The sequence below is a fragment of the Commensalibacter nepenthis genome (assembly GCF_029953305.1).
In the GTDB taxonomy this organism is placed as follows: domain Bacteria; phylum Pseudomonadota; class Alphaproteobacteria; order Acetobacterales; family Acetobacteraceae; genus Commensalibacter; species Commensalibacter nepenthis.
The window spans coordinates 761,347-780,225 of sequence record NZ_JASBAN010000001.1; the positions used below are offsets into that span (position 1 = coordinate 761,347).

General features: G+C 37.3%; 16 protein-coding genes. 9 read left to right on the plus strand and 7 right to left on the minus strand.

Translation table 11 applies throughout. The features are described 5' to 3' along the window. Position 1: 1 nt before the first annotated feature. The 5 genes from QJV33_RS03480 to QJV33_RS11980 form a co-directional block, all read right to left on the minus strand. Positions 2-946, minus strand: a complete 945-nt coding sequence (locus QJV33_RS03480; protein ID WP_281462018.1) for a hypothetical protein — start codon at positions 944-946, stop codon at positions 2-4. A 5-nt stretch (positions 947-951) separates the two neighbouring features. Next, positions 952-2,808: a hypothetical protein gene (locus tag QJV33_RS03485; RefSeq protein ID WP_281462019.1), complete on the minus strand. Its 1,857-nt coding sequence runs from the start codon at positions 2,806-2,808 to the stop codon at positions 952-954. Between the two features lie 147 nt (positions 2,809-2,955). Then, complete coding sequence (locus QJV33_RS03490; protein ID WP_281462020.1) at positions 2,956-3,417, minus strand: DNA polymerase III subunit chi; 462 nt, start codon at positions 3,415-3,417, stop codon at positions 2,956-2,958. An 11-nt stretch (positions 3,418-3,428) separates the two neighbouring features. After that, the gene (locus QJV33_RS03495; RefSeq protein WP_408869664.1) at positions 3,429-4,907 is read right to left on the minus strand and encodes a leucyl aminopeptidase; all 1,479 of its coding nucleotides are present in this window, start codon (positions 4,905-4,907) and stop codon (positions 3,429-3,431) included. Between the two features lie 220 nt (positions 4,908-5,127). Next, the gene (locus QJV33_RS11980; RefSeq protein ID WP_346771127.1) at positions 5,128-5,514 is read right to left on the minus strand and encodes a TM2 domain-containing protein; all 387 of its coding nucleotides are present in this window, start codon (positions 5,512-5,514) and stop codon (positions 5,128-5,130) included. Between the two features lie 485 nt (positions 5,515-5,999). Here QJV33_RS11980 and cysQ point away from each other — a divergent pair, with 485 nt between their 5' ends. The 9 genes from cysQ to rsmA all read left to right on the plus strand — a co-directional run bounded on the left by cysQ (position 6,000) and on the right by rsmA (position 16,847). Beyond that, positions 6,000-6,800, plus strand: coding sequence for a 3'(2'),5'-bisphosphate nucleotidase CysQ (gene cysQ, locus QJV33_RS03505; protein WP_281462022.1), 801 nt, complete (start codon positions 6,000-6,002; stop codon positions 6,798-6,800). 6 nt (positions 6,801-6,806) lie between these two features. After that, complete coding sequence (locus QJV33_RS03510) at positions 6,807-7,790, plus strand: L-threonylcarbamoyladenylate synthase (RefSeq protein ID WP_281462023.1); 984 nt, start codon at positions 6,807-6,809, stop codon at positions 7,788-7,790. Beyond that, positions 7,787-8,323, plus strand: coding sequence for a hypothetical protein (locus tag QJV33_RS03515; protein WP_281462024.1), 537 nt, complete (start codon positions 7,787-7,789; stop codon positions 8,321-8,323). Before QJV33_RS03510 ends, QJV33_RS03515 begins: the two co-directional genes overlap by 4 nt. Before the next feature lie 12 nt (positions 8,324-8,335). Beyond that, the gene (locus QJV33_RS03520; protein ID WP_281462025.1) at positions 8,336-9,754 is read left to right on the plus strand and encodes an FAD-binding oxidoreductase; all 1,419 of its coding nucleotides are present in this window, start codon (positions 8,336-8,338) and stop codon (positions 9,752-9,754) included. 209 nt (positions 9,755-9,963) lie between these two features. Continuing rightward, a complete protein-coding gene (lptF, locus tag QJV33_RS03525) occupies positions 9,964-11,118 on the plus strand; it encodes an LPS export ABC transporter permease LptF (RefSeq protein ID WP_281462026.1) in 1,155 nt (384 codons plus the stop codon). A 3-nt stretch (positions 11,119-11,121) separates the two neighbouring features. Then, on the plus strand, positions 11,122-12,240 hold the full coding sequence (lptG, locus tag QJV33_RS03530; protein ID WP_281462027.1) for an LPS export ABC transporter permease LptG: 1,119 nt from the start codon (positions 11,122-11,124) through the stop codon (positions 12,238-12,240). Continuing rightward, on the plus strand, positions 12,240-14,615 hold the full coding sequence (locus QJV33_RS03535; RefSeq protein WP_281462028.1) for an LPS-assembly protein LptD: 2,376 nt from the start codon (positions 12,240-12,242) through the stop codon (positions 14,613-14,615). Before lptG ends, QJV33_RS03535 begins: the two co-directional genes overlap by 1 nt. Then, the gene (locus QJV33_RS03540; RefSeq protein WP_281462029.1) at positions 14,615-16,060 is read left to right on the plus strand and encodes a peptidylprolyl isomerase; all 1,446 of its coding nucleotides are present in this window, start codon (positions 14,615-14,617) and stop codon (positions 16,058-16,060) included. The genes QJV33_RS03535 and QJV33_RS03540 overlap by 1 nt, the downstream gene beginning before the upstream one ends. Beyond that, complete coding sequence (rsmA, locus tag QJV33_RS03545; protein WP_281462030.1) at positions 16,011-16,847, plus strand: 16S rRNA (adenine(1518)-N(6)/adenine(1519)-N(6))-dimethyltransferase RsmA; 837 nt, start codon at positions 16,011-16,013, stop codon at positions 16,845-16,847. The genes QJV33_RS03540 and rsmA overlap by 50 nt, the downstream gene beginning before the upstream one ends. Here the strand turns inward: rsmA and QJV33_RS03550 are convergent. Together QJV33_RS03550 and rplI are read right to left on the minus strand one after the other, a co-directional pair. Beyond that, positions 16,844-18,061 (minus strand): class I SAM-dependent methyltransferase, encoded by a 1,218-nt coding sequence (locus QJV33_RS03550; RefSeq protein ID WP_281462031.1) that lies wholly within the window; start codon positions 18,059-18,061, stop codon positions 16,844-16,846. The two genes, rsmA and QJV33_RS03550, sit on opposite strands and share 4 nt — an antisense overlap. 205 nt (positions 18,062-18,266) lie before the next feature. Beyond that, on the minus strand, positions 18,267-18,866 hold the full coding sequence (gene rplI, locus QJV33_RS03555) for a 50S ribosomal protein L9 (protein WP_281462032.1): 600 nt from the start codon (positions 18,864-18,866) through the stop codon (positions 18,267-18,269). Between the last annotated feature and the right edge of the window lie 13 nt (positions 18,867-18,879).

Here is an 18,879-nt window from a genome sequence, read left to right on the forward strand (position 1 = left end):
TTTACTCTCCACTTAAACCAGCAAAATATAAAATAATAGCCAAGAAACTTAAGACAACTGCAATACCAACACGATAAATACCACTTGAAAACAGCAATAAGCTACGCATCATTGCCAATACAAAACACTCAGCAACAATTTTAGTAACCCAAGCTAGAAATCCAAAAGGAACGGCACGCAACCAATTCTCAAAATAATGATCGCCAAATTGCAAAATAGCCAAACTTTGTGGCCATAGAAATAGTGCTATTAAGGATAACCAAACCAAAAATTGCACATCATTCGTATAAAGCAGCAATCCTCTATCTGCACCACCAAATCCATCCATCCCTTCTCTTTGGGAAAAATTAGGCATATCCCAAACAACAAATAACAAAGAAAAAGCCACAACCAGCAAGGGACAATACGCCATCAAAGGAATTTCACCAAATTGATGGAAAAAGATCACCACAACATCCAAAAATGTGCTGCCTGTAATAAAACGAATAATCGTTAAAACAAAAAACAACACGGGAAGAAATAATAAATTATCAACCAGCGTTGTTTGTAATAATTTCAAGCTCTTCAAAGAATCATATCGCAAAGACACTAAGAAAAAGGATACAGGGATCATCATTAATAAAGCAATAATTAATAAAAAATCAGAAAAAGAAGCAGTTACCATCCCTACCGTAAAAGTAGGCACCATCAAAGCTGCAATAATCACTGCCCCTAGCGCTATAAAAGGTAATAAAGAAGTGTATGAATAAGTAATGGTTAAAAAACTGGATAAACGTTTGATATTAACAGAATAGATTTCACCCCAATAAAACCAAAAAGGAACAACAGGCAACCCTTGTATCTTTGCCTCTAACCATTTTTGAAACCCCATTACCGAGGGAGCCAAAAATAAAACCATCAATAAATGCAACAAAGTGACAACAAAAGTTAATAACCAAAACATCATTGTAATCACCGTGCAATCATACCAATAGAAATAAGAATAATTGCGATCATCATCAACATAAACATATTTTGATATTGCCAAACAAAAAGATTAATATGATGCACACGTCTCAAACAAATTTTCTTTAATCGTAGCCAGTTTTTACAAATTGTATAATTAATAACAGAAAAGTAATGTATAAATAAAAAACGTCTTTCTAACATTGCTTGAAAACTTGCTTGTCCAAATGAAAAACTCGTTTCCTCTACAATAATGGGACGATTTATATTAGGTCGTGAATTAGAATCCCTTAATAATAAGGTTGGTGCTTTTCTTCTTTCTTTACGTGCAACCCACCCTATCATTAATACAATACCAATAAATACCCCTGCAACCAGCCAAGGCGTGAATGAAATATGGGATGTAGAAATCGTGAAAGTAAAAAAATTATCAGATGCCTCAGAGACACCCATGACATTGCTTACAACAGAACGTGCCAAGATAAAAACGCAGCCTGGTAGTAACGAAATCATAAATAAAGCAGCAATACCTATTTTTATCTCTGCAAACGATTTTAATGAAAAATAATTTGATAATTCCAATAAAGATTTTTGTAAAGACTGCACACCACCTGTTAAAATTAATCGTATCCATCCCAATAAAGAAACAATTAATATAACGGCATTTAACCCAAGAATACCTGTTGTTAATAGCGTATTCGTTAAATGATGCCCTGCTGGCATGGTTAATAATAATTGCAGATTGCCCCACAATATTGCAAAACCAGCAAATGGAGGAAAACCTGATAACAAAAAACTTAAAAGTAATAAAGAGATCAAAATTGATGAAGGAATAGATTGTTTTTCCAACTGTGTTCTTTGATAATCTTTTAAAAAACCCGATAATAAAAAAACAAAACTAAATCCTATAAACTGAATAAATAAGCCAAAATACAGCACATCATTAGAAAATGGAATCCATTGTTGTTGTCCAGGAACCATAAAAGACGTGATAATTCCGACGGTTTGCACAAGAACAGCATTACCCAATATGTATAAACAGCTAATACGTTCTTGCAAACTTTTGACAACCAAACTTTGCCACCCAGCATAACAGGCTGCAATAACGCCCATCATTATTACAAGAAAGGATAACCAAAAAGTTTCACTTTTTCTACCTAAATCAATATAAAATCGTAATAATAAATACATCCCTGCCATCGATAATAACAGATGCATAAAATTATAAACGACATCTCCTTTTCCTTGCCGCGCAACATTCATACGCCACTGGCTCAAAGGGGCAAATCCCATAAAAACGCTACCTACTAATAATACAAAAAATAATATAATAGGGGGGAAGCTAATCTGTCGTAATATTTCAAAGGATAAATAAACAAAATTCCCCTGTACTCCTACTTGCACAGGCAATAAAACAATTACAATACATAAACTGGCTAGTCCAATAAAAGGAACAATGGTTTTCCCTATTGAAAGACCATAAGTCATCATCATTAAAATGGATAAAAGACCTATAAATAAATATAGATTTCCTGTTAACAGCAACAATAACGTATTCACATAAGGCAACAGAAAATAATGAGAAACGCCTAGCTCTCGCCTAAAAAAAACAAACAATCCACCGCATAAAAAAAGGCAAAATAAACAAAAAGAATTTAATGAATCAAGATAAAAACTAAAACCAAATATTTTATTAATAATTGGCAAAGATAAATTTGTTGTGGATAAATAAAAAACTGAATAAATAAAAGTAAGGATACAACCCACAAAAGATCCTATCAAAGGAACATTCTCTAAACCTGTTAAAGAATACCCTCGATAATATCGTTTAGCGGCGATCCCACCCTGTAATCCCATCAACATGACGATTAACAATAATAAACAAAGAATAAAAATTGACAGGATCTTATTCCTTTATCATGGATAAGCGATAATTTGATATAAATATAAAATGAAGTGTTTATTCACTAGCGTAAAATACCAAAGAAAGAAACAAAAAAGCACAAAATACTATTTTCCGCCTTGTTCCCATCCTTTATCGGTTTGCTTCCAATAGGTCAGCTCATGACCTTCTTGCTTTAAAAACCGCCACCGCTCTCGTGCTTGTTGCACTGCGTGTTCGTCATTACCATCAAATAAATCAAAAACACGTTTAAAAGAAGATAGTGAAATAGAGGACTGCCCTTTTACAATAAATAAAAAAGCAGCTTCATTAAGATTTTCTTCGGACACCGTTAACCATATTGGTTGCCACTCAGGAGAAATATCTTGATGTCTAGAAGTTTGACACCCATGCGGCAGCCACACAGGATGCGTAATACGCCATAAAGCCTCTGTTAGGTTTTTAATCTGTTGGTCATCTTTACACAACACCAACCCATGCTCTTTCACCTGCATCGTACGTGTTAACAAAGCAGGTAATGCTTGTTCCACACTGGTCTTGGTTAAATGATAAAAGCCAACAGAGGCCATATTAATAATCCTTAGGCTTCGTAATGTTCTTTAATCAATTGGTTTAACAAACATACACCAAAAGAGGTTGCACCTTTGGGACCATTATCTGTTCCTTTGCCAGTATAAGCTGTGCCAGCAATATCCAAATGCACCCAAGGAGTTTTATTTACAAAGCGTTGTAAGAATTGAGCTGCGGTAATAGAACCACCATCACGACCACCTATATTTTGCATATCTGCGAATTGTGCATCAAGAGCTTTATCATAAGCTGGTCCCATTGGCATACGCCATACTTTCTCACCAATATCATTCCCAATGGTTGATAGGCGTTCTGAAAGCTCGTCATTATTAGAGAATAAACCAGCATATTCATATCCTAATGCCACAACAATCGCACCAGTCAATGTTGCAAGATTAATCATAAAGCGAGGTTTGAAACGATCTTGAGTATACCAAAGAATATCTGCCAATACCAAACGTCCTTCGGCATCTGTATTTAACACTTCAATCGTTTGACCAGAAGCACTGGTGACAATATCGCCTGGACGTTGTGCGTTGCCAGACAACATATTTTCAACCAAACCAACAACCCCAATAACATTCGCTTTGGCTTTACGTGTCGCCAAGGTTTTCATTAACCCAACAACTGTCGCAGCTCCAGCCATATCCATCTTCATGTCTTCCATACCGCCTGCTGGCTTAATAGAAATTCCACCAGAATCAAAAGTAACCCCTTTTCCTAAGAATGCTACTGGAGCCTCTTTATCTTCTGGATTACCTTTCCATTGCATAATAACGGTTTGAGGTTCAGCATCACTGCCCTGAGCCACACCTAATAATGCACCAAAACCTAGCTCTTCCATTTTCGCTCTATTTAGGATTTCAATAGAGACACCTAAGGCTTCTAACTCTTTAATACGTTTAGCAAATTCAGGAGGTGTTAAATGATTAGCAGGTTCATTCACCAAATTTCTGGTTAAATAAGATCCTTCTGCCACCGCAGAAATATTACTCCAATCTTTTTGCGCTGCCTCAAAATCAGAGGTTAATATTTGAATTTCTTTTAAATGTTTTGCATCGGTCTTTTTATTTTTTTCAGTGCAATATTTATTAAATTCATACACGCTTAATAATGCACCCAAAGCAAAATAAGTCGAATATTCAGTAAAATCCCAATCGGTCATCATTGTTAAAGCAGTGGTTTTATGTTGCAATGTTTTTGCTGCCACACCGCCAGCTTGACGCGCTTTGGCAATAGAGAAATCACCTTGCTCGCCCAAACCAACAATCACAACATGGCTATATTCTGCACCTGGGGCAACCAATTTACAAACTTGCCCTAACTTCCCTTTATATTCCTCTGCTGCGATCGCACGTGTTAATGCATCACCCAACGCTTTGTTTATCACACGAAAAGAATCACTTTGTTCACCATTTTCAAACGTAAAAAGAACAATATCCCCTTTTTCGGGTTTCTTTAAACTGGCAAAGCTAACTGTTGGTATCATCATTATAATTCCTTTATTTTTAAAAAATATACTTGATTAAATTAATATCGATTATGCCCACTATAACAAAAATATCCAACATGGAAATTAAAGAGCAAAAAAAATTACCTTTCTTTTAATCGTCCAATATTGAAACAAGATCGGTCATATAAAAAACTACCATTATAAAATGGTAGTTTTACGTCATAAAAATCATATAAAATCATAAGATCAAATGAACTTATACACCATATTTAGCTGTAAAGTCAGCATCAGACATACTGATGTAAATAATGCCTTCGATGAATCCCACAATCAACGGAATACCAGTCCAACAAAACAGTAAATACAAAATCCCCAACCCCACTTGTCCTAAATAAAATTTATGAATACCAAGACCTCCCAAGAAAAAAGCAAACAAAGCAGCTGCCAATCTTTTTTGCGACATTCCTGCGATATTGGGATTCGTATTCACATTTATATTGCTAGGATTAGAGTTTGAAGTAACATTTGGATTGACATTATTGCTTATTACTTTTTGTGCTGCACCGCAATGAGGGCAAAAAGAATCACTTTCGTAAATTTGTTTTCCACAACCTCTACAATAAACCATATCATTATCCGTCATTAACCCACTTCCCTGTAATTTTTATTGAAAATACATTTATTTATATTATCATTTTATTTATATTTTTAAGCAAAACAAAAATATCGAACCTGCTATTTCTAAATTTTAAATTTAGCGTTCTACCAACGAACTATATAACCAATTTGAAGCATTTATACGCCTACAAACTTATATTCACATACACAGATGGAAAATCCACGTGCACGAGAGAAGACAACAGCTTCACCTAATCTAATATTCATTTATAATAGTAACCTAATCAAATGCAGTTTCTTTATATAAACAGATTTCACATCTAGCAATAATATCTATGCAGAAAAGTTATTTAACTTTGTTGCATCCTATAAATATCTACTCACAGTGATATTTTTGATATATTCTCTAAATGCTAATTGAATTATAAAAATAGAATCCACTTTACATGTGACCAAATTTCTCATCTTGACGCTCAATCAAATGTTCTTCATTTAGGCTCAAATTTTACAATGCACCCTTTTTCTGACCAACAATTAATGGAATTGGCAATTGACTTGGCAAAACAAGCCACAATTCTTATCAATGAAATCCGTGAAAAAGGGTTAATTATTTCCACAAAATCAGACCTCAGCCCAGTAACGCAAGCAGATCAAGCTTCGGAAACACTTATTTTACAGGGCTTACGCAAGGCTGTTCCCTCTATCCCCATTATTGCCGAAGAAGAAGCATCCGAAGGTATTCACACGCATATTGGCTCTGAATTTTGGCTGGTTGACCCTTTGGATGGCACCAAAGGCTTTATCCGAGGCAGCAAGAATTTTACCATTAATATTGGTCTTGTTCGTAATCATAAACCTGTCTTGGGTGTGGTTGCTCTGCCCGCTTATCAAGAGATTTTTTGTGGTATTGTTGGTAAAGGAGCTTGGCGAATAGATAAAAATGGAAAAACACCTATACATGTCAGCACTATTCCTACGAATGGTTTTCGTATTATTACCTCGCATAATCACGTAAATGACCCTCAACTAAGCAAAGCATTGCAAGGATTTCCAACCTGTTCGATCAACGCAATGGGGTCTGCTGCAAAAATTCTACGCATTGCCGAGGGAAAAGCCGATTTGCATTTTCGCTTTAATTCTATTATGGAATGGGACACGGCTGCACCTCAAGCAATCCTTGAAGCGGCTGGCGGATATTTACGAGATTTTGATAACCGACCTTTACAATATGGCAAAGAGGGATCACGTATTCCCCCTTTCTTTTGTTCTGGTACATTGATTAATAATTATTTAAGTAATTTGAGTGATTAATTTCTGATGACTTTTTTATTTTCTGATTCACTTTCTGACATTCAACGCGCAGCCACCATTATTAATCATGGTGGTGTGGTGGCATTTGGCACAGAAACTGTTTACGGATTAGGAGCCGATGCAACCAATACACAGGCTGTAGAAAAAATTTACCATGCCAAAGGTCGTCCCAGTTTTAACCCTCTGATTATTCACTTCGCTGATTTGGAGCATGTGCTTCAATTTGTTGAAAAGACTGAACTTGCTTATGAACTTGCATTAAAATTCTGGCCAGGTGCTTTGACATTGGTCTTAAACCAAAAAACAAATAATCCCATTAAAATCAGTCCTGTCGCGACTGCTAATTTATCAACCATGGCAGTGCGCATTCCAAATACAAATGTAGCAAGACAGCTCATCAAGTTTAGTAAAAAACCAATTGCAGCACCTTCTGCCAATAGCTCTGGGAAAATCAGTCCCTCTACAGCTCAACATGTATTCCAAGAGCTGAACCATAAAATTGATGCCATTATTGATTCTGGTCCATGTCAAGTCGGTGTCGAAAGCACTATTCTTGATTTAAGCCATGATACCCCAACCCTGTTACGTCCAGGGGGTATTGCGTTGGAACATTTAACTTCTATATGTGGAACAATAGAGATCAGCCATCCCATAGAAACTAAAATCATTGCGCCTGGACAGCTCAGTTCGCATTATGCGCCTTCTCTACCCGTTCGTTTAAATTGTAACCATGTTGCACCTGATGAAGCATTGCTTGCTTTTGGTTCCCCAATAGAACATACTAGCTTGTCTAAAAACTTGAGTATCACTGCTAATTTAGAAGAGGCTGCACAGAATTTGTTTGCATATTTACGTGAATTAGATGCAAAAGGACAAGCATTAGGATTAAAAGGAATTGCCGTCATGCCCATTCCCCAAGTTGGATTAGGATTGGCGATTTGTGACAGGTTAACCCGTGCTGCAGCACCCAGAACAATATCATTAAAATGAACGCAAAAATAGATCCAAAAGAGTTAAAAGTCCTTGCAGATATCTTGGCATTGGTTTTAGAAGATCAACCTGGACAATCTGCAAATGCGCTAGAGGCAATTAAAAAAAGAGCAAAAAAAGATACGATTACTGGTGGGGCATTAAAAAATCTATTTAAACATATCGCCAACGATCCCCCTTCTCAAAATAATACCAACGATTTTCAAAATAAAAGTTATGCAGATTCTATTGAGTTGATAAAGGCTCGTTCTCACGTTGCAAACCTGACCCATAATATCACGCAACTCGATATTGCTATTCGTGCTTTAAGAAGACAAAACGAAGCCTTGAAATCAGAATTATTACTCACACAACGTTCAAGAGCCGAATTGCAAACTGAACTTCATACTAAGTCGGACAGATTTCCTTTTAAAACAGCGACGATTATTATTTCTGTGTTATGCGGTTTATTTTTTGGAATTGCGGGGACTTTGGTTGTTAATTCTGCTATGTATCAACCTTATCAACCTGATAATACAACTTACCTTCATTAATGGATTAATTTTATGGATATTAACAGCTTTATTCATGACCTGACCTCTATTGTCGGTTCACAAGGAATTATCACCAATCCCAAAGATACCGAAACCTATAACACTGATTGGCGACAAATCTTTCAGGGGAATAGTATTGCTGTATTAAGACCACAAAACACTCAAGAAGTCGCAGATATTGTTAAGTTATGCGCCCAATATGATGTTGCCATTGTTCCACAAGGGGGAAATACAAGCCTTGTCGGCGGTGCCACCCCATCAGAACAAGGCAATCAAATCGTATTAAGCCTAAGCCGTATGAATAAAATCCGTACTATTGATACGATTGATTCTACTATGACTGTGGAAGCGGGTGTTATTTTAGAAGAGGCGCAAAACGCTGCTAAAAACGCAGGATTATATTTACCGATTGTGATTGCGTCTCAAGGTTCTGCCCAAATTGGAGGGGTTATTGCAACCAATGCTGGTGGCAATAATACTCTTCGATATGGCAATGCCAGAGAATTTGTTTTGGGTTTAGAAGTCGTTACCGCTGATGGTCAAATCTTACACAATTTACGTCGCCTCAGAAAAGATAATACAGGCTATGCATTAAAGCAAATCTTTATAGGATCAGAAGGAACGCTGGGCATTATTACGGCTGCTGTTCTACATTTACATCCTTACCCCCGCTCTACCGAAGTTGCTTTATGTGCAGTTCCAGATTTACAACATGCCTTACGCTTATTGCATCTATTTAACAATTATAATCCTGCTGCGTTACAAGCATTTGAATATATTTCACAAAAAGGCATGGATCTGGTTTGTCAACATTTTCCTGAACTCCATTTCCCACTTGAAACAAAAGCACCCGTCTATATTGTCGTAGAGCTAGCTATTCCCGCACAAGGCGATGGATTAAGAGAACTCTTCGAAACTGTCTTAGAAAAAGCTTTTGAAGAAGAAATTATCCTTGATGCTGTTCTTGCCGAAAGCGAAACACAAAGGCTCAATCTATGGCGGTTTAGAGAAGAACAGTCTGAATCACAAAAACTTTCAGGAGCGAATATTAAAAACGATGTCTCTGTTCCCATTCCTTCTATTCCTGAATTTATTGAACGTGCAACCCAAGCATGTGAAGATTTATATCCCGGAATACAAGTTGCACCATTTGGGCATCTAGGGGATGGAAATATTCATTTTAACTTGGTACAGCCAGAGAATGGGGATGGTAAAGCCTTTATGGACAAAAGCCATGAGTTAATGGATGCTGTTTGTGCAGTTGTTTATGATTTAGAAGGTTCTTTTTCTGCGGAACATGGGATTGGACAGTTGAAAAATTATATGATGCCTTCTTGGCGTGGTGGCGCAGAGCTAGCGCTTATGAAAAAAATTAAACAAAGCCTAGACCCTAAAAATATTTTAAATCCTGGCAAGATTTTTCCGAACTAAAACATAATCATAATAATGTCTTAATCTAAAAGATATATGATATATCATGTATAATTGGTTTCTTTAAAATGAAAAGTTTTTACCATTGATATAACAACCTGATGGTAAAAACTCTCTATTTCGTTACTTAATTTACAATTCTTATTGTCTTTTGAACCATATTAATAGTAAAGAAGAAATATCTAGGGAACAAAGTGGGGTAATTTCAAATGCGTTTATTGGCTTCCTTGCGTCTCCCTATGTTTGACCGCTATATTTTACATCAATTATTGATTGCGTTAGTGGCCACAACAGGAGGGTTGGCAGCACTCATTTGGCTTACGCAATCGTTACGATTTGTGTCGCTTGTGGTTGATAGAGGTCTGTCTTTAGGGGTATTCCTTGAGCTCACTGGACTATTAATCCCCTCTTTCGTTGCGGTTATTTTACCTATTACGACTTTTGTTGTCGTGCAATTTATTTATCACCGTTTGGCTGGGGACAGAGAAATCGTTGTCATGAGGGCAGCGGGAATGTCATCATTTGCTTTGGCTAAACCAGGAATGATCTGTGCGCTGATTACAACAATTATGTGCTATTTGCTCAATATATGGATTGTTCCTGCTGCCTATCACTCTTTTCGGAAAAATGAATTTAAAATCCGAAATAAAATGGCAGCCTTCATGTTACAAGAAGGTGTTTTTACCAATATTTCAAATAATTTAACCGTTTATATCCGTTCAAAAGACCATAATGGTGTCTTAAAAGGCATTTTAGTAGAGGATGCTCGACAACCAGATAATAAAGCCACCATTCTCGCTGAAAGCGGAAATATCGTTATTATCAATGATAAACCCCAAGTTGTTTTGTCAAATGGCTCTCGTGAAGTCATTGATAAAAAGACTGGTCGTTTAAATGTATTGAATTTTGAACGCAATACGATTGATTTATCTTCAAACAAAGAACAAACTGCTCGCCTTAAAGATGCCACCGAAATGTCTTTGCACGAATTACTTCATCCCAATGCTCAAGAAGTCTTTGATCGTGATTATGGAAAATTAGCGGTCGAAGCACATCGACGATTAACCTCACCATTAACGATCTTCTCTTTTACCATGATTGCGTTGGTCAGTGTATTAAGAGGAAGTTTCGCGCGATATGGTAATATTTTGCGTCCGCTTAGTGCCATTTTTACCATTGTTGGATTAATGTCTTTGATTTTAATTATTCAAAATGTTGCAACAAGAAATATGATCTTTATTCCATTCATATGGGTTGTAGCAATTGCCCCAGGAATTATTGCATCTTGTGTTCTCTTTATACCGGAATTTAAAACGAAAGATAACAAACCTGTCCCCTTATCTTCTTTACAAAGAGGCAGGTAAAATATGTTTTCTGCACGCACAATTTCAATTTATATTGCAAAACAATTCTCTTTTGCGTCGATATCCATGATCCTTGCTTTAACGGCATTGGTATCCTTGTTTGACTTTATCGATTTATTGCGCCGGGTTGCGACCAAACCCCACGTATCGACCAGTGTAGCAACCTCTATCGCGCTTTATCATATCCCCAATTTTTGTATGCAAATTTTGCCATTTGGTATCCTTTTAGGAGGGATTATTTGCTTTTGGAGATTGACCCGATCTTCCGAGTTAATCGTAACCCGTGCAGCAGGGATTTCTGCTTGGCAATTCTTAACTGCACCGGTAGTGTGTGCTTTTGGGCTAGGATTATTTTCTATTATGATAATTTCTCCTATCTCTTCGAGCTTGTTTCGCAAAGCAGAAATCCTTGATCAAACTTATTTAAACACAAGTGGTGGAAAATTATCGAACCTTTCAAGCGGCTCCTTATGGGTTCGACAATCAGATCAAGGTTTGGATTATAAAGGTGTTGCAATTTTACATGCGCAATCAGTGAAAGTGGAGAAAAATGTCCTGCATATGACAGGAATCAGCATTTTCAGACTTGACGATAATGACCATTTACTGGTTCGTATTGAATCGCCTTCGGGATATTTGGAACATCAACATTATTGGGTCTTGAACAATGCACGATCTATTAAACCAGACAAATTACCTGTCAATTTAGGAACGATTAAATTGTCAACAAATCTGTCACTATCAAATATAGAAGAAAGCTTTTCATCCCCTGACACGTTGTCCTTTTGGTCACTGCCAGAGTTCATACATCTGTTAAACGAATCTGGCTTTTCATCGATCAGTCATCGTCTGCGCTTTCAATCCTTATTGGCACAACCTTTATTAGCCAGCACAATGGCTTTGGTTGCAGCAGGCTTTGCAACACGTTCAACACGCAGAGGTGGCGTTGCAAAAATGATCGGCTCAGGAGTGGCTGCTGGTTTTGCCTTGTTTACCATTTCAAAAGTCGCTGAACAATTTGGGGAGTCTGGTGCTTTACCAGCCCTTATTGCTGCATGGGCTCCGACGGCTGCTGGGCTTTGTTTGGCTATATCTCTTCTTATTCATTTGGAAGACGGCTGATGCGTAATTATTCTTCACCTTCACTCTTTAAAAAATTAACAAGAAAGATTGCTCGTAAAAACAAGCATAAAACCTTGTTATTAATCAGCTTTTTTAGCGGTTCGATTGGAACTATCGGTTTACTTGTAGACCAAAATGTATTTGCACAACAGCAAATACAAATTGCCAAATCTAACATTGGTAAATCGAGTGGTGCGCCTTTTTCAGAAAAGGATCCTATTACTTTCCAAGCTGATAATGTTTCTTATAATTCCAAAACTGGAGAGGTCACATGGGCTGGAGATGTTCATATATGGCAAAATGACCATGTCTTGCGTGCTGACAAAGTCACCTACAACCGCACCACCAATATTGCAACAGCCAGTGGTAATGTATCTATGGTTGAACCTGATGGGGAAATATTATTTACCCAACACGTGCAACTTGGCGAAAATATGCGTGAAGGGGTAATGGATCAAGTTTATGCATTGCTTGCGGATAACGGTAAGCTTGCTGCAAATGGTGCACGACGTACAGGTGGCAAAGTACATGATTTCAGCCGATCTGTTTATACCTCATGTCCTATTTGTGAGAAAAATCCTAAAAAAGCACCTTTCTGGCAATTACGCTCTTATCAAGCTATTCGCGATATGGAAAATCAACGTATTGATTTCTCTGATACATTTATCGATTTCTTTGGTATTCCCGTTTTCTATATGCCGTTTTTCTCTATTGTTGATCCTTCGGTAAAGCGTCAAAGTGGTTTCTTAATTCCTAGTATTAATTTTAACAGTAAATATATCGGTGCTTATACAACAATTCCTTATTATTGGGCCATGAATCAATGGTCAGATTTGACCTTAAGTCCTTTATTTGCAACCAAAACAGGTCCTCAACTGAGCGCGGTCTATAGAGCACGCTTCAATCAAGGTATGTTACGCGTTGAAGGTGGTGTTGCAGATGATACTGCCAACAAACACGACTGGACAAATGCTTGGGGAGATAAAGTCAAAAGTAATGGCCACGGAGCCCAAGGGTATTTATTCTTAAAAACAGAATGGGCATTAAATGAGAATTGGCGTTATGGTGCCAATATCAATATTGCAACGTCTGCTGATTATATGCGTGACTATCGTATTAATGGGTATGGACAGGATACCTTAAACTCTAATCTTTATTTAGAAGGTTTTGGAGAAGGTGCTTATTCTAAAGTTACCATGCAGGGTTACCAAGGGCTAAATCGTGGTGTTATTAACGATTCTGACTTACCTTTTGTGTTACCTCGATATACATATAGTTATTTTGGTCAACCAGATGCACTTGGTGGTCGTTTCTCTTTTGATACAACAAATTTTGTTGTTTACCGTCCTACTGGTACAAATGACCAAAGAGGTCAAGCCTCTTTAAATTGGGACAGGCCTTTTGATACCAATATCGGTCAAAAATGGTTGGTAACGTTGCATGTCGATTCCAATATTTACAGATCGACGCATCTCTATCAACAACCTCTTTATTTAGATAAAAATGGCACGAACTTTGCTGGACAAGCATTACCAACATTAGCAGTCAAAATGAATTGGCCATTCCTAAGACAGTTCAAATTAGGCGACACAACAGGAACACAAGTTATTGAACCTATTGTTCAACTGATTGCTGCCCCTCATTCCAAAGGTGGACGAAATTGGGCAATGCCAAATGAGGATAGCTTGGCATATGAATTTTCTGATACAACCCTTTTTGCGTTAAATCGTTTCCAAGGAACAGATCGTTTGGATGGTGGCGCCAGAGCAAATGTTGGTATTCACGGCAATTGGGCATGGAATGGTAAGCAAGTTGATTTCCTAGTTGGTCAAAGTTATCAAGAACATGTGACCAAAAACCTCCCGAGAAATTCAGGGGTGAACCGCCATATGTCTGATGTTATTGCTCGTTTAAGATTTGCACCAACACAATATTTCGCAACAACAGCCAGAACACGCATAGACCCATATAGTGGGGATATTACCTATGGTGAAGGAATCTTTAACGCCGGTTTCAAACATTTTGGGATTAATGGTGGATATATTTATGAACCTATTACGCCATATTATTATTATTTCGGAAATCCTTTTACTGCACAAGGTCCATCAAGTTTATATGATCGTAAAACAAGTGAGCTAACCTTAGGTGCTTCTACAGATTGGGAGCATTGGCATGCATCTGCTTTCGGACGACGCAGCCTATCAAGAAAACAAAATGTCTCAATCGGTGGAAATGCTGGTTATAGAAACGATTGCTTCAGCATGGATGTCATCTATCTTAAACAATATACAATGATTAATGGTGATCAAAATAGCGATACCGTTTTATTCATGCTTACCTTTAAAACACTTGGAACTTTTGGGATTAACGGATAATGTATAAAGCGCATAGATTTTCTTCTATATTCTCTCAATATAAATCAAATATTTGCTTAACGATGGTTGGTACGCTGTTAATTTCAATAGCTCCTATTGCAATGGCGTCAGAACATAAAAATTATCCTTCCTCCTCCAGTGTCAACTCCCAAGCTATGGGCAAAGATTACTCTATCTCTAATGCTCAAGACAATGCCGAAAGCAAGATTATCGCAATTATTAACGGTAATCTTTTAACCCAAAGAGATGTGAATAACAGGGAACAATTATTCCAATTGACCGCAGGCATCCGTTTAACCCCTGATGTTTTGCAACGGATGCGCCCACAATTAATCAAACAACTGATTACTGAACGCTTGCATACTCAAGAGATGCTCAGAAGAAATATCAATATCCCCCCTGAACAAATTGCAGAAGCAATTGCAGATATTGAAAAACGGAATGGCATGCATCCTAATGCTTTAAGAAACCAACTCTCGTCTGATGGTGTATCGATGAGTACATTAATCGACCAAATTCGATTACAATTAGGATGGAGTAGAGTGCTTCAGCAAGAGCTTGGAAGCCAAAGCCGAATTACAGCCCAAGAAGTAGAACAAAGACAAAAAGCCCTCAAACAAGAAGTTGGACAACCAGAATATCTTCTTAACGAAATCTTTATTCCTGTTGAAAATGCACGTCATCCAGAACAAGAGTTACAATTCACCAAAACAATCATTCAACAACTTAGAAATGGCGCGCCCTTCCCCATTGTTGCAGCTCAATTCTCTCAAGCACAAAGTGCTTTACAAGGGGGAGCTTTGGGATGGGTACAAAAAGATAATCTTGACCCAGAAGTGGCTTCATTAGTCAGCAAAATGCCTATTGGCGCAATTTCTAATCCTATTCAGGTTGCTGGTGGTTATATTATTGCAATGCTTAGTGGTAAACGTACTATTGGTAATGAAATAGGAACGTTAATGACGATTCGACAGGTGTTTCTTCCATTCTCATCAAAATTAAATCCAAAGAGTCCGACCCCGCAGCAAATCAGCATATTAAATCAAGCCAACCAATTAAAAAACTCTTTACATACCTGCCAACAAGTTGAAGAAGCAAACCAAAAAGCAGGAAGTACCCGCCCTTCTGATCCTGGTCCAATGCAACTAGAGCGCATGAATCCAGAAATGGCAAATGTTTTACAAGGATTACAACCAGGACAAGTCAGCAAACCATTGGTTTCTATTGATGGAATTGCCTTGATTATGGTTTGTACTAAAGAAAAGAAAAATATTGCCGATATTTCAGCCAGTGAAATTGCAAACCAACTTTTAAGCCAACGTGTTGAGCAAATTTCTCAACAGTTAGACCGCGACTTACATCGTCAAGCCATTATTGAAATGCATAATACGTCCAATGACTCAACAACAAAACCCACTTCCCAGCCTAAAAGAAAGCATAAATAAGTATAATCTCCATGCAAAAAAATCATTGGGTCAACATTTTCTATTAGACCCGATGATAAACCAGCAAATTATTGCTTTGGCTGGAGATCTAACCAATAAAAATGTGATTGAAGTTGGACCTGGTCCTGGTGGTTTGACAAGAGCTTTGTTGGATAGTACTGCTCGTAAAATCATCGGGGTCGAAGTCGATCAGCGTGCTTTACAATTACTTCATGAGTTACAGGAATTTTATCCTGATCGCTTACAAGTTATGCAACATGATGCGTTAAAACTAGATCTGACTACTCTTTGTGAGGCTCCTCGTCAAATTATTGCTAATCTTCCTTATAATATTGGAACTTCTTTACTATTAGGTTGGTTAAAGCAAGGGCAGCAATGGAAACGCATGACGTTAATGTTCCAACAAGAAGTTGCGGAACGTATATGCGCAGCCCCTAATACAGAATATTACGGACGTTTATCTGTCATTGCACAATGGGTTGCTGAATGTGTAATTGTCAAGCGTATTCCTCCAGGTGCATTTGCGCCACCACCAAAAGTTTATTCAGCTGTCATTAATATTATCCCTAAAGCAGAGCAACCCACTCCAGAACTTTTTAAAGCAATGGAACACGTTACTGCTGCTGCTTTTGGACAAAGACGTAAAATGTTAAAAGGCGCACTCAAAAATATTGGTGGGGAACAATTACTTGCTTCAGCCAATATTGATGGCACAAGAAGAGCTGAAACACTAACAATAGCAGAGTTTGATCAACTGGCTCGCTTGCACCATAGGATCAACGCTTAACGAGATAATTCCTTTTCGGCTTGAAACATATAATCCCTAGTTATCGGCAGATTGTCTATGGTCGGGCTGATCTGTAACTGGAAATTCATGTGATTATGATAGTAAAAAGAAAGCTCGCAAGAGGATAAATAAAAATCAAACATCCGATAGAAACGTTCATCATACATTTTTATAATAATTTTTTTTTGTGCCTCTACCCTTTCGCGCCATAATTTTAATGTCTTGGCATAATGTAATCTTAAGATTTCACAATCAGTCACCCATAGACCACTTTTTTCAACAGCTGCAAACGCCTCACTTAAAGAAGGGGAATATCCTCCTGGAAAAATATATTTATTAATCCACGCATTTGTGGAACCAGGACCATCGGAACGTCCGATGGAATGTAAAAGCATAACACCATCAGATTTAAGAATTTTTTTAATATCTTGAAAAAATTGATCGTAATAATTCACTCCAACATGCTCGAACATTCCAACAGAAACAATACGATCATATTTTTCCTTTACTAATCGATAATCTCTTAATTCAAAATGAACTCGATGCTCTAACCCTTCTTCTTTGGCACGTTTTGTAGCAACGTGGAGCTGTTCTTGTGATAAGGTAATCCCCGTCACATTGGCATCGAATTCTTTGGCAAGAGATAAAGCCATTCCTCCCCAACCACAGCCAATATCTAAAATATAAAGTCCTGAGCGATCTAATTTTAACTTAGATGCAATATGACGTTTCTTTGCTAGCTGGGCTTCTTCCAAAGTTTCACTACCTGTTGGGAAATAAGCACAAGAATATTGTTGATCTTTATCTAAAAACAAATTGTATAAAGCACCATTGAGATCATAGTGATGCGCCACATTTTTACGTGAAGTTTTCAAGCCATTTAATTGTGACCAAAACCGCTTTCCAAAACGTAAAGCAGAAACAATTTTTTCACCAAAATGACCAGCAGCAAGATCATTTTGCAAGATTATGTTTAAGACATCATAGATTGAACAATTAATGGGTTTAATCGTTTCATTCATATATCCCTCACCAAAAGCAAGACTGGGATTGATTAACAAATGACGATATGTATCTGCTGTTAAAATCTCCATCGCAGCAACATCTTTGGCATTCATATCCCCATATATTCTTCGTCTTTTATCTGGAAAAATAACTTCTAAACGACCTTTTTTAATAAGTTTTTTTAGAATCGAATCTAATAATCCAGACATACATAACTCCTAATACATAAAGCCTTTAAATATATAAAAATATTCAACCGTAATTCTTTGTATAAGTATCTTATGTTTTATCAAAAATTTCAAATAAGTTATGATAATTTAATAAAAATTTAAAAATTATAAGGTAAAAACCATAAAAAAACGAGGGCATCATACCCTCGTTTTTCTTCGATAATATCAAAAATGCTTATTGTGCTTATTCTGCTTTGTCAGCAGCTTCTTCTACAACAGGTGCATTTTCCAACATTTCAGCATTTGCTTGTTCAACAGCACCCGCATCAACATGCGTATGTGCGGTTTCAACTTGTGTTGCTTCACCTTGTTCTTGACGTTCAGCTTCTTCGACTGAACGAGCGACATTCACTTTTGCATCCAAATGAACTTCTGGATGAAGTTGAATTTTTACTTGATACAAACCTAATGATTTAATCGGATGTCCGATTTCAACTTGCTGACGAGAGAAAGATACACCTTCTTTTGCAGCAGCTTCGGAAATATCACGAGCAGTTACAGAACCATAAAGGTTTCCACTTTCGCCAGCTTGACGAATAATAACCACTGATAAACCATGTAAACGTTCCAAGAGACGTTCTGCCTCTTCACGACGTTTTACGTTATGTGCTTCTAATTGACTACGTTCTCTTTCGAAACGTTCACGATTAGCAGCCGTCGCACGGATTGCTTTACCTTGAGGAAGCAAGTAGTTACGAGCAAAACCAGGTTTTACCTTAACGACATCACCCATTTGACCCAGTTTTTCTACTCTTTGAAGTAGAATAACTTCAGTTGCAGCCATAATCTCTTCTCCC